Here is a 15,981-nt window from a genome sequence, read left to right on the forward strand (position 1 = left end):
GGTGGGGGGGTGGCGGTGGGCGGGGTGTCAGCCGCATGGGCCCGAGGCATGCCTCGGGCGGGTCGGGCAGGACGCCCAACCCCGGTCTTGCCGTGTGCGCAGGACTGCGCACACGAGCAAGCGGCTGCCAAGCCTACAGGGACGTACTTGCGGCGTCCCCGCACTCCGCCACCGCCCCGCCAAACCACGGAATGCACGCTGTTGCTGTTGCTTCTGAGGTTGCCGGCCAGCGGCCGGCACTACCACGGGTGGAGGGCGCAGCCCTGCAAAGAACCCTATCCTCGTGGTCGGCTGCGCGAGGGCACCAGTGCGAACGTGTCCACCGCCAGCTTCTCGGCGTGGTTCAACCACGCGCGGATCTCCAGATCATCCACTTCGTGATCCAGCCCGAACGACACGTTGATCTTGCCGTTGGCATCGGGCTGCACCCACTGCTGGGCCAGCACCACCTTGCGCTGCGAGGACACCGCCTCGATCCAGAAGCCGCGATCCGGGCGCGTGCTCGCCACCAGCTGCAGCATGTACTGGCCGGCACGGGTACGACGACCCTTCTGGGTGATCATGTGCGCCTGGCGCACGCTCGGGCGCGGGCCTTGGAACGCGTCCAGCGGTGCATCCACCGCGATGCCGCCACGCAGGTCGTTGTCGCGGTACAGCTTGATGCCGTTGTCGCGGTTGACCAGCAGGGCGCACCAGTCACCGTCGGCCGAGCCGTCCTCGAACGCGGTGCACCGGTCGACGTAGGCCAGGGTGTTGTCCGGATTCGCATCATCGAACTGGCGCGAGGTGTTTTCCAGATACACCGACTTCAAACCCCAGTCCTTGTCGTACTCCAGCAACACCGGTGGCTGCACGTGCTGCAGGCCGACCACCACCTGGTCGTCGCCATCGATCTTCAGCTCGCGGGTCGGTTCGCCCAGCCACAGTGAACGCGCGAAGGCCAGGTACTGCGGATAGTCACGGCCGCCATCGCGCTGGGTGGCCACGCTGGCGCTGGGTGCGCGCTGGGCATCGATCAGCGAACGGCCGAAGCCCATCGTCTTCAGGTTCGGGTCCAGTAGGCTGAGCAGGGTCGCACCCGAATCCAGCGTGGTGCCGGCGTCGGCGCTGAGCTGCTGCGGGGCAATACCATCACCCAGGAACAGCAGCAGGTTCTCGCGCTTCTGCCGGGTCAGGATATGGGTCAGATCGTTGGGCATCGCCAGGTGATCGGAAGCGATGACGATCAGCGTGTCCTTGCCGTACGGGCTGGCCTGGATGCGTTCGACCAGCTGCGAGATCAGGCGGTCGCTGCACTTGAGCGCGTTGAGCATGTTGATGTTGCCGTACTGGCTCTGGTAGCGCTCGCCCTTGCACGACACCGGCAGGTGGCCCGCCGGATGGTGGGTATCCATGGTCAGCGTGGTCAGCATGAACGGTGAGCCGGCGCGCGAGAGCTGTTCAAAGCGCTGGTAGGCGGTGTCCAGCAGCACGTCGTCGTGCACGCCCCAGGCCGAGTAGTGGATGCGACCGATCTTCTTCTGCTGCTTGAACCACGCCAGGTCGTGCACTTCGTCGAAGCCGTGGCTGGCCAGGAACTGGCCCTTGCCGGCGAACTGGCCGTTGGCGCCACCCAGGTAATGGTTGGTGTAGCCCTGCTGCTTCAGGTAGTCGCCCAGGCACACCGCCTTGGGCAGGAAGCTGCCCATGCGGTCCATGCTGTTCTCATCGCCCTGCGAAGTGGTCAGCGGCACGCCGCACATCGACGAGACCAGGCCGGCGATGGTCCAGCCGCTGCCCTCGGCCGAGGCCAGGTTGCGCACGTCCAGTGACTCGGACGCCAGGCGGTTGAGGTTGGGCATCAGGCCGGGAAACACGGCCTCGTCCAGGTAGGTACGTTCCAGGCTCTCGCCGTAGATCCAGACGATGTTGCGCGGGCGCTGCAGCGGCTGCGTCGGCACCTGGTACTCGGGGGCGATGCGGGCGAAGTCGACCGGGCGCAGCTGCTGGTACAGGCGCTGGCCGTCGCGGGCCAGCGGGCTGATCATGATCGTGGCCACCCATACGGCCGCGAAACCGGCGAACAATGCGCCACCATGGCCGGGCCGGCGCCAGCGCTTCACCCGCGTGGCGAACAGCGGCAGCAGCGAGACCAGCGCCAGCACGATGAAGCCGGCGATATAGCCCTTGAAGTCGGAGACACCGGCGCCTTCCATGTCGGCGCCCAGGTGGTACAGGGTGGCGGCATTGAGCCCATCACCGGACAGCTTGTCGATCAGCCACCACGCGCTGAGCATGAGCAGCAGCAGCGAGAATGCACCAGCCTTCCACCACACCCACTTGTCGGACGCGAGGAACAACCAGCACAGCAGCAACAACGACAGCAGCAGTATCCAGAGCATAGGCAGCTTCGGCAGTGACGGGGTGGTGGTGATGGACGTCGTACCGACGCGTGTCCATCCGACCGACGCTGCCACAAGCACATGCATATGACAGGCCGATGACCCGATAGTGCATGCACGAACCTGACTGAAATGTTTGTTGAAACAACACGCGCGCAATCGCGCTCAGAAGGTAAAACGAGCGTGAAGGGCTTCGTTGGATTACATTAAAAACCGCATGAATACGGCGGTTTTCGCTGATGCGCTAGCGATGACCACGTTCTTCGCGTGCCCGCGCACGACGGTCGAACAGCAATGCACTGGTCACGATGCCAAGGCCGAGCACCACGCCGATGAACAGCAGAATCAGCGCAATGAGCGGGTAGCCGAACAGGTGCCAGCCGGTGTCGATCTTCATCATCATCGCCGCAGCCATGATCAATGCGGCACTGATGATGCCGGCAGCCACGCGGTTGGCGATCTTCTGCAGGTTCTCCATCAACCGCGATTCTTCCAGGCCGGTCACCTTCATCTGCAGGCGGTTCTCGGCCAGCAGCGCCATGATGTCCGACAGCTTGCGCGGCCCATCGCGCAGCAGCTGCTGCAGCTCCATCGCCTCGCTGGCGAGGTTGGCGGCAGACAGCGATTTCTTCAGGCGCGCACGCATTACGTGCTGCAGCTGGCGCTCAACGATGCGGCGGGTTTCCAGCTCGGGTGCCAGCAGCCGGCACACGGTTTCCAGATTGAGCAGCGCCTTGCCCAGCAGGCTCAGTTCCGGTGGCGTGCGCAGGCCGCAGGCGGTGGCGATGCGCACCATGTCCAGCACCACGCGGCCTTCGGAGAAGCTACCGCTGGCGGCGTAGCGCGCGATCAGCTGGCCGGTCTCGCGCAGGTAACGCTCTTCGTCGAAGGCCTCCAGCCGCGTGCTGATGCTGATCAGGTCGTCGGCCACTTCTTCGCCACGACCATCGACCGCGGCGAACAGGATCTTCAGCAGGCGCTCGCGCAGACGCGGCGGCATGTGCGCGACCATGCCCAGGTCGAAGATCGCCAGCCGTCCATCTGGCATCACCCGCAGGTTGCCCGGGTGCGGGTCGGCATGGATCTCGCCATGCACGAAGATCTGGTCCAGGTAGCCGCGGATCAGCGCCGCCGCCAGAGGATCCATCGATTGCTCGGTGCGGCGCACATCGGGAATCGCATCCACGCGCACGCCGGTGGCCAGTTCCATGGTCAGCACGCGCTGGCTGCTGTAGTCCCACAGCGGCTGCGGAATCCACAGGCGGCGGAACGGCTTCAGGTGCCGGCCGAAACGGGCCAGGTTCTCGGCCTCGGCGTGATAGTCCAGCTCCTGCATCAGGGTCTTGGCGAACTCGTTGAGCCAGTCGCGCAGGCGCACACGGCGGCCGACCTGGGTCAGATGGTCCGCGGCCAGCGCGAAGCTGCGCAGTGCCTCCAGGTCCGAGCGCAGCTGCGCGGCGACCTCGGGTTTCTGCACCTTCACCGCCACCTCGCGGCCATCGTGCAGCACCGCGCGATGCACCTGCGCGATCGAGGCACAGCCCAGTGGCTCGGGATCGAACGCGGCGAACAGCTTGTTCACCGGCGCGCCCAGCTCCTGTTCAACGATGGCATGGATGCGCTCGACCGGAATCTCGGCCACCTTTTCCTGCATGCGCTCCAGCGCCGTGGCGAACTCCACCGGCACCATGTCCGGGCGGGTGGACAGCATCTGGCCTAGTTTGACGAAGGTCGGTCCCAGCGCTTCCAGGTCGCTGACGAACTGTTCCGGGTTGCCATCGGCGGGGACGTCGGCCTGGTTGCTGGCGGCGTCCAGGTTCATGCCCGAGAACACGCCCGAATGGCGGTAGCGCATCAGCAGGCGCAGGATCTGGCTGCGCCGGTTCATGCCTTTGACCAGCGGGGGATTGCCATTGGCGGTGGGCGGATTGCTCAAGCGACACTCCCATGCGACGGATACAGGTAGTGCCGGCCGCTGGCCGGCAATGTCCGGATTCCGCAGTGTCGCCGGGGGGCGGTAGGCACGCGGTGAACCCGACCGCTTCCGCAGCTGCCCCGGTATCGGTCAGAATCCGCTCATTCCCTCACTTGGACGCCCCATGGCCGGTGCCAGCCTGTTCGCCCTGCTCGACGATATCGCCTCCCTGCTGGACGACGTCTCGGTCCTGACCAAGGTTGCGGCGAAGAAGACCGCCGGTGTGCTCGGCGACGACCTGGCGCTGAACGCGCAGCAGGTCACCGGGGTCAACGCCAACCGCGAACTGCCGGTGGTGTGGGCGGTGGCCAAGGGCTCGCTGGTCAACAAGGTGATCCTGGTACCGGCGGCGCTGGCGATCAGTGCGCTGGAAGCCTGGCTGCACAGCCGTGGCTGGAACGTGCCGCTGATCGTGCCATTGATGATGATCGGCGGTGCCTTCCTCTGCTTCGAGGGCGTGGAGAAGCTGGCGCATCGCTTCCTGCATTCGGCTGACGACGATGCCGAGCATCAGGCCGAGCGGCGCAAGGCGCTGGCCGATACCCAGGTGGACATGGTGGCGTGGGAGAAGGACAAGGTAAAAGGCGCGATCCGTACCGACTTCATCCTCTCGGCCGAGATCATCGTGTTGACCCTGGGCGTGGTCGCCACCGCACCGTTCACCAACCAGGTGGTCACCCTGGCCGTGGTTGCACTGGCGATGACGGTCTTCGTCTATGGGCTGGTCGCGGGCATCGTGAAGCTTGATGACGTCGGCCTGTACCTGTCGCGCAAGGGTGGGGCTGTGGCCGCCTTCGGTCGCGGCCTGGTGGCCTCGGCGCCGTGGCTGATGAAGTTCCTGTCGGTGGCCGGCACCATCGCCATGTTCCTGGTCGGTGGCGGCATCCTGGTGCACAACGTGCCGGCGCTGCACCACGCGGTGCAGGCGCTGGGCGGCGAAGGGCAGTGGGGCTGGCTGATCAGCGCTGCGGCCAACATGGTGGTGGGCATCATCGCCGGCGCCATCGTGCTGGCGGCGGTGACCGGGTTCCAGAAGCTGCGCGGGAAGTAGGCGCCGGCCCATTGCCCGGTAGAGGCCGACCTTGGTCGGCGCTTTGTTTCCGCGTGTGCCAACCAAGGTTGGCACCTACCAAAGCGCTGTCCCTTGCGTTGGTAGAGGCCGACCTTGGTCGGCGCTTTGTTTCCGCGCGTGCCAACCAAGGTTGGCACCTACCGAAGCGATGTTCTTGGCGTTGGTAGAGGCCGACCTTGGTCGGCGCTTTGTTTCTGCGCGTGCCAACCAAGGTTGGCACCTACCAAAGCGGTTCGCGGTGGGCCGGGCGATCAACCCGCCTGCACCCGGTTCTTGCCCTGCCGCTTGGCTGCATACAGCGCGTCATCCGCGCGCCGCAGCAGCGCTTCGGTGTCATCGCCGGGCTGCCATTGCGCCAGCCCGGCGCTGAAATGCACCGGCACGCGCTGGTCCTGCACGGTCAGCACGCGGTGCGCCAGTGAACGCTGCAGGCGTTGCACGGTGGCCATGCTGTCGGCACCCTGGGTTTCCGGCAGCACCAGCACGAACTCGTCGCCACCCAGCCGCGCGATGCCATCGGTGGCGCGCAGCAGCAGCTTGCACACGGCTACCAGGTGCTGCAGCAGCGCATCGCCACCGGCATGGCCGTGCGCATCGTTGGTCTGGTGGAAATCATCCAGATCGATTACCGCCACGCCCAGGGGCGAGTTGTTGCGCGCGGCGCGCGCCAGCTCGCGCTGCAGCAGTTCGTCCAGGCCACGGCGGTTCAGCGCCTGGGTCAGTGGATCGATGCGCGCCAGGTCACCGGCGGCGCGCAGTTCCTGCTCCAGCTCGGCAATGCGTTGCTCTGCACGTTCCACTTCCTGCCGCGCGTTGGCCAGGTGATCGCGCGCCTGCGCGGCCTGCTGCTGCACCTTGCCGGTATCGCGCATCACGTCCTGCAGCAGCTGGTTGAGGTCGGCGATGCTGCGTGCCTCGCGCAACTGCAGCGCGTAGCTGCCGATGCGATCGTGGTACTCACCGGTGCTGGTGGCCATGCCGTCCATGCGCTCGATGAACTCGCCCATCAACCCGCGCATCGCCGCCTTCGAATCGTCGATGCCCTGCCGCAGCAGGCCCTGCTTGTAGATCACTTCGCGCAGTTCGGCGCGGGTGCGCTCGACCGCCTCAGCTTCCAACGGCCCGTCCAGCAACTGGCGCACCGCCGCGATCTGGCCCTGCAGCCAGCTGCGGTCATCCAGCAGCTCGCTCACGTTCTCCAGTAGCAGCGCGAACAGCTCAAGCAGCAGCGCCTGCTGCTCCTGCCAGCTCTCGGCACGCACGCCGACCTGGTGGCCGAGCTCGCGCACGCCCTGTTCGATCGGTTCCAGCGCCGTGCCCGGCTGCCACTGACGCAGGCGCGTGGCCAGCGCTTGGGCCTGCTCGCGCAGATCCGGGTCGTGCTGCAGCAGGGCCACCACCGCGCCGCCCAGCAGCAGGCGCAGCTGCTCGGACAGGCGCAGGCTTTCCGGCTGCCCGTCCGGTGAATGCTGCTCGATGGTGCGGATGTACTTGTCGATCAGCTGCCGCATCGCGCGCCCGTAGCGCGGCCAATCGGCACTGGCCTGCGCCGACTGCAGGCGATCACCCATGTCACCCAGTTCGCCGGGCAGGGTGGCCATGCCGTTGGCGAACGCGGCCAGCAGCGGCTCCGGTGCGTCGGCCCCGGCGAACAGCTGCTGCAGGGCCACGCCACCGCCACCCTGCAGCACCACGCGGTCGCCCAGCCCATCGTCCACCACCGCGCGCACGCGTGCCGGCGGCCCAAGGGCGGTACCGGGGGCAGGGCGGTGGTCGGGCTGGTCCGTCATGGAGCAAATCCTGGGGCTGGCAGGGACTGGTTCCAGCATATCGGCGCGGCCGCCGACGGCTTGAACGGCTAGGATGGGCGACAGGATGCCGCAGTGGAGGTGGTGATGCGCGTGATGTTGCTGGGGGCGACCGGGCTGGTCGGTGGGCTGACCCTGTCCAGGCTGCTGGACGACCCGCGCTGCAGCGCCGTGATCGCGCCGACCCGCCGCCCGTTGGCTGTGGCCCACGCCAAGCAGGAGAACCCGGTGCTGGCCTTCGATGCGCTGCCTGCCTCGCCCGAGTGGACGCGCGTGGACGCGGTCATCTGCGCGCTCGGCAGCACCATTGCCCAAGCCGGCAGCCGCGAGGCCTTCCACCGTATCGACCATGACTACCCGCTGGCGTTCGCCCGCCTGGCGCAGGCGCAGGGTGCGCAGACCTATGTGCTGAATTCCGCAGCCGGCGCCAACCCGCAGTCGTCGATCTTCTACAGCCGGGTGAAGGGCGAGCTGGAGCATGACCTGCGCGCGCTGGGCTTCAACTCGTTGACCCTGGTCCGCCCCGGGCTGATCGGCGGCGAGCGCACCGAGGTGCGACGTGGCGAGCGCCTGGCGCTGACGGTGTTGGGGGCATTGGGGCCGCTGCTGCCACGGGCGTGGCGGATCAACCCGGCCAGCGAAATCGCGAAGGCACTGGTCGAGGCCGCGCTGGCCCCGCAACCGGGTGAGCATGTGGTGGCATCGAGCGCGCTGGTCGGCTGATGTCGCGTGCGCTGCGCCTGACCCAGCTTCAACAGCTGCTGCGCCGCCATCGACGGCCGGTGGCCGGGCAGGTGCTGGCCGAAGCGCTGGGCATCAGCTTGCGAACGCTGTACCGCGATATCGAGACCCTGCGCGAGCAAGGCGCCGACCTGCGTGGTGAGGCTGGCGTCGGTTATCTGTTGGCGCCGAGCGATACCCTGCCGCCGATGACCCTGCCACCCGCCGAGATCGATGCATTGGTGCTGGGCCTGCGCTGGGTTGCGGCCCGCACCGAACCCGCGTTGGCCGAGGCCGCACGCGATGCCTTGGCCCGCATTGCGCATGTATTGCCTGCAGCACGGCGCGAAGCGCTGCGTGACAGCGGCCTGCGCGTGGGTCCCTCGCGTGTGGCAGCCAAGGTGCCGGCGGCACGCCTGCAGGCCGTGCGTGAGGCTGTGGGGTCGCAGCAGCGCCTGAAGTTCGGCTACCAGGATGCACAGGGCCAACGTACCGAGCGCATCGTCTGGCCGTTCGCGCTGGGCTACTTCGATGAGGTGCCGATGCTGGCGGCGTGGTGCGAGAGCCGCAAGGACTTCCGCCATTTCCGGCTGGACCGCATCCGCCAGGTGCGCGTGCTGGAGGATCGCCACCTTGTGCCGCGCGCCACCCTGCTGCGGCGCTGGCAGAAGGCGCAGGGCATCGCCCCGGACTGGCTGGACCGTTCGTAGCGTCGAGCGTGCTCGACCGCTTCTGCGCTTCGCTTCCTGCTTCTGGGGACGGCGGCCTTCGCTCTTCGCTCCTGGTAGAGGTCGAGCTTGCTCGACCGCCTTTGATCTTCGCGAACAGCAGTCGAGCAAGGCCGACATCTACCAGGGCGGGGGCAACAGCAGTCGAGCAAGCTCGACATCTACCAGAGCAACGGCAACAGCAGTCGAGCAAGCTCGACATCTACCAGAGCAGAGGCAACAGCAGTCGAGCAAGCTCGACATCTACCAGGGCAGAGGCAACAGCAGTCGAGCAAGCTCGACATCTACCAGGGCAGAGGCAACAGCAGTCGAGCAAGCTCGACATCTACCAGAGCAACGGCAACAGCAGTCGAGCAAGCTCGACATCTACCAGGGCAAGGGCAACAGCGGTCGAGCAAGCTCGACGCTACTGACAGAATCTGTCAGCAGGGCCGTACCACCATGAACGCTCCCAACAACGGAGGTTTCCCATGTTCACGCCCAGCACCCTGCTGCAGTACGTGCGCGACGTCGCCACCAGCGCCACGTTCTACAGCGGCATTCTCGGCAAGCCACCGGTCGAGCAGTCGCCCGGTTTCGCCCTGTTCCTGCTCGGCGATGGCGCCGCACTGGGCCTGTGGCAACGCGACGACGTGCAGCCACCTGTGTCTGCGCAGGCCGGTGCCGCCGAACTGGCGATGGTGGTCGCCAACCCGGAGGCCGTGCAGCAGATGCACGATGCGTGGCACGCACTCGGCGTGCGGATCCTGCAGGCACCGGTGACCTTGGAATTCGGCCACACTTTTGTCGGGGCAGACCCGGATGGCCACCGTCTGCGTGTGTACAGCCGTGCCGAGGGCATGGTCGCGCGGAACTGATCAAGGGAGGGGGCCGGCACTTGCTGGCTCCTGGACCTACCCTTGCTTCTGCGCTGCGTCGACGACGATTGAGAATATCTCGTCGTCTTCCGAATCCCATTCAACGGCCAGCTGGGCCAGCTCTGCGACCACGTCGCGGCCTGGATTGCATCGCCTGAGCTCTTTGATGAACTGTCGGACCTGGCGTGGCGTTAATTCACTGCCCGGATAGTTGAAGAGATTGAGCGCAGCATCTGAAGAGACGTCCAATAGGTCGGGTGCGAGGATGGAATACGCTTTGATGTAGCGGGAGAGCGGAATATCCGACAGGAAGTTCTCTGCTGCACACATGATCGATGCGTCATGTGGCGGGTTCCGGAGGAATTCCCTCATGACCGCAAGGACGACTTCTACTGACGGTGGTTTTGTCAGTGGCCTGTAGAAGTGGTTGGCGTATGCACGGTCACCTTCGTGGGTGACCGCAGCATCCGATAGCGTTGCGAGCATCGTAATCCAGACGTCAGCGTCCAGCGGCGTAGCCGGTTCAGCGTCTCCTTGTTGATCAGCATTGGGGATGACCGCCCGGACGATGGGCTCGCCATTGCGCCATGACTGCAGACGGGAGTCGATAACTGCGTACACCTGCTCCTGTTTGTCCCACATGGCGTCCGGCGAAGGTATGGCGTCTTGAGGGAACAACGAGAAGAAGTCCGACAAGTAGGGGGCAGCCATGCAGAAGTAGCGAACGGTGAACTCCAACAATTCCGGGTCGAACGCAGCGCCGGGGATTTCGTCCTGGAAGGCAGCTTCGATGCATGCCAAGGTATTTGCTGGCGAGGGTGCGGCGGCCACCGTAGAGCCGACCGATGCGTCGAGAAACGCGCGATTTCGAGCGAGCCAGCGCAGGAAGATGATGCTGAGGACCCAATTCGCGTCAGACGGATCCTCATCCCTCGTCAACCGTAGGAAGAATGGAGAGGCGCGGAAAAAATCATTGCCCGCCTTCATGAATTCTTCGAGTGTGGGTGGTGTCTCAATCACGGAAGTTCGACGTCTGCAGAGAGGCTCAATGCTATCGAGCTGCTCTTGGGAATCCATGCAACTATTCTCAAAATGCCCCCTTGCGCTCTCGCCCGACCGTCGGAGAGACCAGTAGATCCACGTCCATGCGTAGATGGGGTGCGACGGAGCAGGCACAAAAAAACGCCGGGCATTGCCCGGCGTTTCTCCACTTCATGTGCCAACCAAGGTTGGCACCCACCAATCAGTTTCACGTGCCAACCCAAGGTTGGCACCCACCGATAAGGTGGCTGATCAGCTGGCCAGCGCCAGATCGTCCATCATCGCGCGCAGGAAGCGGGCCGCTTCACCACCGGTGGCCGCGCGGTGGTCGAAGGTGACCGACAGCGGGATCACCTTGTGCGCTTCCACGCCGCCCATCACCGGGGTCATCTGGTGGCGGGCACGGCCGGCACCGACGATGGCCACGCACGGCGGCACCACGACCGGGGTCGCATAGCGGCCGGCGAACATGCCGAAGTTGGACAGCGAGATGGTGTAGCCGCTCAGTTCCGAGGCGGCGATCGAACGCGATTCGACCTGCTCGCGCAGGCGGTTGACGCCTTCACGGATGCCGCGTGCGTCGAGCATGTCGGCGTTGCGCAGCGCAGGCACGAACAGGCCGTCGTCGGTGTCCACGGCAATGCCGATGTCCACCTGCGCGTGCAGGGTGCGGGTCAGCGCTTCACCGTCGAACCAGGCGTTCATCGCCGGCACCTTCTGCGCAGCGACCACGATCGAACGCACCAGGCGCGCGGTGACGTCGTTGCCCGGCAGCCAGGCGTGGATGTCGGCATCGTCGTTCAGCGTGGTCGGCACGACCTTGCTGTGCGCATCGGCCATCACGCGCGCCATGTTGCGGCGCACGCCCTTCAGCGGTTCCGGCTGGCCCTTGGCGACCACGCCCGGCGGCTGGGTACGCATCGGCTTGCCGGCGGCGGACAGCGGGGTGCGGGCTTCGCTCTGCACCGGGGCAGACACCTGCGCCGGGGCCGGCGCGGTGTAGGCGGCAGCAGCGGCCGGGGCCGGAGCGGCGCCGATCTTTGCGCTGCCATCCGCAGCCGCCTGCTTGACGTCGGCCATGGTCACCGCGCCATCGGCGCCGGTGGCGCGCACGCGGGACAGGTCTACGCCCAGCTTGCGCGCGGTGGCACGCACGGCCGGCACGGCCTTGACGCCACCGACGGCCAGCGCCTGTTCGGCGTGCACGGCGTTGGAGCTCTGCATCGCGCCGACCACGGTACCGGCGTCATCACGCTCGGCGGCGGCGGGCTTGGCGGCTTCGGCGGCCACCGGTGCGGCAGCGGCCGGCAGCGGCGGCGGGGTCGGTGCTGCGGCAGGTGCGGCATGGCCGTGGCTGTGGCCGGTGTCCTGGCCATCGGCGCGCTGCGGCAGGTTCGGGTCCAGTTCGAAGCTGGCCAGCACCGAGCCGGTCGGGATGATGTCGCCAGCAGCGCCTGACAGCTTCAGCACCTTGCCGGAGAAGGGCGAGGGCACTTCGACGACGGCCTTGGCGGTCTCCATCGAGACCAGCGGCTCGTCCAGCTTGATCACATCGCCTTCCTTGACGAACCACTCGACGATGGTCGCGTCCGGCAGGCCTTCGCCCAGGTCGGGCAGGTTGAAGTTCTTGGTCTGGCTCATTTGCAGTTCTCTTCCAGCAGTTCCAGTTCGCGGGCCGGCAGCCAACCCGTCGCGCCATTGGCGCGCTCGGACCACCACCACCCGCCGTGTTCGTGATGAAGCTTCACCATCTCGCCGCTTTCCACATCCAGCTCGCGGGCGTCGTAGTCGCACAGTGCTTCGGCGCGACCCTCGTCCAGCAGCTGCAACCAGGCGATGGGCGCCCATCCAGCGCGCCCATCGTTGGTGCGTACCCAGGCAAACGCCGGCCATTCCTCGTCACGGACACCTACTTCGACGATCTGGCCGGTGTGGAACCGGAGCGGGTTGGGATACTGGCTGCGGTAAGCCCCCAGAAGGCGGGCTCGCATGTCAGCCGGCCGCCACCGCGCGCTTGGCCGCAGCCACGATCCGCTCAACGCTCGGCAGGTACTTCATTTCCAGGCGGAACAGCGGAATGTGGGTGTCGTAGCCAGTGACGCGCTCGACCGGGGCCAGCAGGTCGTAGATCGATTCCTCGGCCAGGCGCGCAGCGATTTCGGCGCCGAAGCCCGCGGTCTTCGGGGCCTCCTGCACGATCACGCAGCGGCCGGTCTTGGCCACCGATTCGGCGATGGTGGCGAAGTCCAGCGGACGCAGCGTGGCCACGTCGATGACTTCGGCACTGATGCCTTCACCGGCCAGCTTGTCGGCCGCTTCCAGCGCTTCCTTCACCTGCGCGCCCCAGGTCACCAGGGTCACGTCGGTGCCGTCGCGCAGCACGAAGCAGACGTCCAGCGGCAAGGCTTCGCCGTCGTTGACGACCACTTCCTTGTACTGGCGGTAGATGCGCTTGGGCTCCATGTAGATCACCGGATCCGGCTCGCGGATCGCGGCCAGCAGCAGGCCATAGGCGCGCTGCGGCGACGACGGCAGCACCACGCGCAGGCCCGGCACGTTGGTGAAGATCGCCTCGTTGGCTTCGCTGTGGTGTTCCGGTGCGCGGATGCCACCGCCCCACGGCACGCGCAGCACCATCGGGCAGTGCAGGCGGCCACGCGTGCGGTAACGCAGGCGTGCGGCATGGCAGACGATATGGTCGACCATCGGGTACATGAAGCCATCGAACTGGGCCTCGGCCACCGGCTTCATGCCTTGCGCCGCCAGACCGATGGTCAGGCCGGCGATGGTGGTTTCATCCAGCGGGGTGTCGAGGATGCGTTCGGAGCCGAAGCGCTGCTGCAGGCCGGCGGTGGCGCGGAACACGCCGCCGTTGACGCCCACGTCCTCGCCCAGCACCAGCACCGACGGGTCGTGCTCCAGCTCCCAGGCCAGTGCCTGGGTGATGGCTTCGATCAGGGTGATGGGGGTGGTGGTCATGCTCTCTTCTCCGCGCGCGACGGCGGCGCTGTCGGCGGCGTTGGTGTGCGCGCCGGGCGCGCCGTTCTTGATCTCATCCATGGCGCTGCTCCAGGGCGATCGCCTGGGCACGCTGGGCCAGCAGGTCCTGCGGCGGATCGGCGTAGAGGAAATCGAACATCGCCTCGACCGGCTGCACCGGCGTGTTGAGGTACAGGTTCACTTCCTCGTCCACGCGCGTGCCGCATTCGGCGACCCAAGCAGTTTCCTCTTCTTCGCTCCACACACCGGCGTTGATCAGGTACTTGCGCAGGCGCAGCATCGGCTCGCGCTGCCAGGCATCCTTCACTTCGGCGTCGTCGCGGTAGCGGCGCGCGTCATCGGCGGTGGTGTGGTCGGACAGGCGGTAGGTCATCAGTTCCAGCACGGTGCCACCGTTGCCGGCCAGCGCACGTTCGCGTGCCTGCTCCATTGCCGCCAGCACTGCGATCAGGTCGTTGCCGTCCACCTGCAGGCATTGCAGGCCGCCGGCCAGGCCCTTCTGCGCCAGCGTTTCGGCACCGGTCTGGGCCGAACGCGGAACCGAGATGGCCCAGCCGTTGTTGACGATGCACAGGATCAGCGGCAGCTTGTAGGCGCCGGCCGAATTCAGGGCCGCGTAGAAGTCGGTCTTGGAGCTGCCGCCGTCGCCACATACGGCCACCGCGATCTGCGGTTCCTTTTTGAGCTTGAACTTCAGCGCCGCGCCTGCGGCATGCAGGCACTGGGTGGAGATCGGCACGCAGAACGGGAAGTCCTTGGCCGCGTTGCCGCCGTAGTCGTTGCCGCGCTCGTCGCCGCCCCAGTACATCAGCACGTCGTGCGGGCGCACGCCGCGCATGAACATCGCGCCATACTCGCGGTAGGACGGTGCGAACACGTCGTCCTTCTGCATCGCAGCGCCGATACCCACGTGCGCGGCTTCATGGCCCAGGCAGGCAGCATAGGTGCCGAGCTTGCCGGTGCGCTGCAGCGCGATGGATTTGCTGTCGAACGTACGTACGAACAGCATCTGCTTGAACAGCGGCACCAGGACCTTGGGGTCGCGCAGCGACGCGGGCAGGTCATCGCGGACGAGCTTGCCGTCCGTATCCAGGTACTGCAGGTATTCGATCTTGAATTCAGCGGCAACCGTCATTGCGTACTGCACCTTCGACAGAGAAGTTACAAATGATATGAATCGCCATGTTAAGGAACGCGTACGGAATAGCCTTCCTGCGCCGCAACACGGCGATTCCCCGTTTTACCCCTGCCGGCGGGTGGGGGGCCAATAACAACAACGTATTCAGTCGTTGCTGCAAAGCATCAGAATACGCCTCTGGCTGACCGCCAGTACAACGGCGCGGACGGTTCCACGCGCAGCCCCGGCATCAGCCGATGCTCCACGACCAACCGCACGCCCCGGTATGGACCCGGCGGCTGCCAGCGCGGCGGCAACGCGCTACCCTTGCCGCCCCCGATCTGGTCCCGCCCATGTCCGTCGACAACAACCAACGCGATCTCGAAGCCGGCATCCACACCGACCTGCAGGGACGCCTGACCTATGGCGGCTACCTGCGGCTGGACCAGCTGCTCAGCGCGCAGCAGCCGTTGTCCAACCCGCCGCACCATGACGAGATGCTCTTCATCATCCAGCACCAGACCTCGGAGCTGTGGCTGAAGCTGCTTGGCCACGAACTGCGTGCCGCAATCGGCTTCCTGCAGCGTGATGAAGTCTGGCAGTGCCGCAAGGTGCTGGCGCGCAGCAAGCAGGTGCTGCGCCAGCTGACCGAGCAGTGGTCGGTACTGGAAACGCTGACCCCGTCCGAGTACATGGGCTTCCGCGACGTGCTGGGCCCGTCGTCGGGCTTCCAGTCGCTGCAGTACCGCTACATCGAGTTCCTGCTGGGCAACAAGAACGCACAGATGCTGCAGGTGTTCGAGCACGATGCGGCCGGGCAGGCGCAGCTGCGCACCGTGCTGGAGGCGCCCAGCCTGTACGAGGAATTCCTGAAATACCTGGCCCGCTTCGGCCATGCCGTCCCGGCGGTGTACGAGGCCCACGACTGGACCCAGCCGCATGTGGCCGATGACGCACTGCAGCCGGTCTTCGAACGCATCTACCAGGACACCGACCGCTACTGGCGCGAGTATTCGCTGTGCGAGGACCTGGTGGACCTGGAGACCGCGTTCCAGCTGTGGCGATTCCGACACATGCGCACCGTGATGCGGGTGATCGGCTTCAAGCGCGGCACGGGCGGCTCGTCCGGCGTGGGCTTCCTGGCCAAGGCGCTGGAACTGACCTTCTTCCCTGAACTGTTCCAGGTGCGGACCAGCCTGCAGGCCGGGCCCCCGGCAGAACAGGGCTGATCCGTATTCAGCTTGGATCCCGGCCGGCGGCTGGATCGTTTCAGATGCAAGTT

At 66.3% G+C, this 15,981-nt stretch carries 13 protein-coding genes; 5 read left to right on the forward strand and 8 right to left on the reverse strand.

All coding sequences use genetic code 11. The annotated features are described in order from the left end of the window. Positions 1–275: 275 nt before the first annotated feature. The gene (locus V3B64_RS20315) at positions 276–2,381 is read right to left on the reverse strand and encodes a phosphoglycerol transferase I (RefSeq protein WP_049422944.1); all 2,106 of its coding nucleotides are present in this window, start codon (positions 2,379–2,381) and stop codon (positions 276–278) included. Positions 2,382–2,625: 244 nt separating this feature from the next. Then, on the reverse strand, positions 2,626–4,317 hold the full coding sequence (locus tag V3B64_RS20320; RefSeq protein WP_049422927.1) for an AarF/UbiB family protein: 1,692 nt from the start codon (positions 4,315–4,317) through the stop codon (positions 2,626–2,628). Between the two features lie 163 nt (positions 4,318–4,480). Between V3B64_RS20320 and V3B64_RS20325 the strand changes: the two genes are divergently transcribed. Next, positions 4,481–5,407 carry a DUF808 domain-containing protein gene (locus V3B64_RS20325; RefSeq protein ID WP_049463103.1) on the forward strand — a complete coding sequence of 309 codons (927 nt, stop codon included), beginning with the start codon at positions 4,481–4,483 and terminating at the stop codon, positions 5,405–5,407. A 272-nt stretch (positions 5,408–5,679) separates the two neighbouring features. Here the strand turns inward: V3B64_RS20325 and V3B64_RS20330 are convergent, their stop codons facing one another. After that, positions 5,680–7,218 carry a GGDEF domain-containing protein gene (locus V3B64_RS20330; protein WP_164161331.1) on the reverse strand — a complete coding sequence of 513 codons (1,539 nt, stop codon included), beginning with the start codon at positions 7,216–7,218 and terminating at the stop codon, positions 5,680–5,682. A gap of 105 nt (positions 7,219–7,323) precedes the next feature. On the opposite strand from V3B64_RS20330, the gene V3B64_RS20335 reads away from it, so the two are divergent. From V3B64_RS20335 to V3B64_RS20345, 3 genes are all read left to right on the forward strand, one after another. Continuing rightward, positions 7,324–7,959 (forward strand): NAD-dependent dehydratase, encoded by a 636-nt coding sequence (locus tag V3B64_RS20335; protein WP_329914829.1) that lies wholly within the window; start codon positions 7,324–7,326, stop codon positions 7,957–7,959. Beyond that, the gene (locus tag V3B64_RS20340; RefSeq protein ID WP_329914830.1) at positions 7,959–8,666 is read left to right on the forward strand and encodes a YafY family protein; all 708 of its coding nucleotides are present in this window, start codon (positions 7,959–7,961) and stop codon (positions 8,664–8,666) included. The genes V3B64_RS20335 and V3B64_RS20340 overlap by 1 nt, the downstream gene beginning before the upstream one ends. A gap of 488 nt (positions 8,667–9,154) precedes the next feature. After that, positions 9,155–9,541, forward strand: a complete 387-nt coding sequence (locus V3B64_RS20345) for a VOC family protein (RefSeq protein ID WP_329914831.1) — start codon at positions 9,155–9,157, stop codon at positions 9,539–9,541. 36 nt (positions 9,542–9,577) lie between these two features. Here the strand turns inward: V3B64_RS20345 and V3B64_RS20350 are convergent, their stop codons facing one another. The 5 genes from V3B64_RS20350 to pdhA all read right to left on the reverse strand — a co-directional run bounded on the left by V3B64_RS20350 (position 9,578) and on the right by pdhA (position 14,717). Further along, positions 9,578–10,528, reverse strand: a complete 951-nt coding sequence (locus V3B64_RS20350; protein WP_329914854.1) for a hypothetical protein — start codon at positions 10,526–10,528, stop codon at positions 9,578–9,580. A 306-nt stretch (positions 10,529–10,834) separates the two neighbouring features. Then, positions 10,835–12,223, reverse strand: coding sequence for a dihydrolipoamide acetyltransferase family protein (locus V3B64_RS20355; protein WP_329914832.1), 1,389 nt, complete (start codon positions 12,221–12,223; stop codon positions 10,835–10,837). Continuing rightward, complete coding sequence (locus V3B64_RS20360) at positions 12,220–12,573, reverse strand: SH3 domain-containing protein (protein ID WP_005411349.1); 354 nt, start codon at positions 12,571–12,573, stop codon at positions 12,220–12,222. The genes V3B64_RS20355 and V3B64_RS20360 overlap by 4 nt, the downstream gene beginning before the upstream one ends. Before the next feature lies 1 nt (position 12,574). After that, positions 12,575–13,642 carry an alpha-ketoacid dehydrogenase subunit beta gene (locus V3B64_RS20365; RefSeq protein ID WP_019338598.1) on the reverse strand — a complete coding sequence of 356 codons (1,068 nt, stop codon included), beginning with the start codon at positions 13,640–13,642 and terminating at the stop codon, positions 12,575–12,577. Beyond that, entirely contained in the window at positions 13,635–14,717 is a 1,083-nt protein-coding gene (pdhA, locus tag V3B64_RS20370; RefSeq protein WP_329914834.1) for a pyruvate dehydrogenase (acetyl-transferring) E1 component subunit alpha, read from the reverse strand. The genes V3B64_RS20365 and pdhA overlap by 8 nt, the downstream gene beginning before the upstream one ends. A gap of 335 nt (positions 14,718–15,052) precedes the next feature. On the opposite strand from pdhA, the gene V3B64_RS20375 reads away from it, so the two are divergent. Further along, positions 15,053–15,928: a tryptophan 2,3-dioxygenase family protein gene (locus V3B64_RS20375; RefSeq protein ID WP_121504224.1), complete on the forward strand. Its 876-nt coding sequence runs from the start codon at positions 15,053–15,055 to the stop codon at positions 15,926–15,928. Positions 15,929–15,981: the final 53 nt, after the last annotated feature.

It is taken from the genome of Stenotrophomonas sp. SMYL86, assembly GCF_036320025.1.
Classification (GTDB): Bacteria; Pseudomonadota; Gammaproteobacteria; order Xanthomonadales; family Xanthomonadaceae; genus Stenotrophomonas; species Stenotrophomonas maltophilia_A.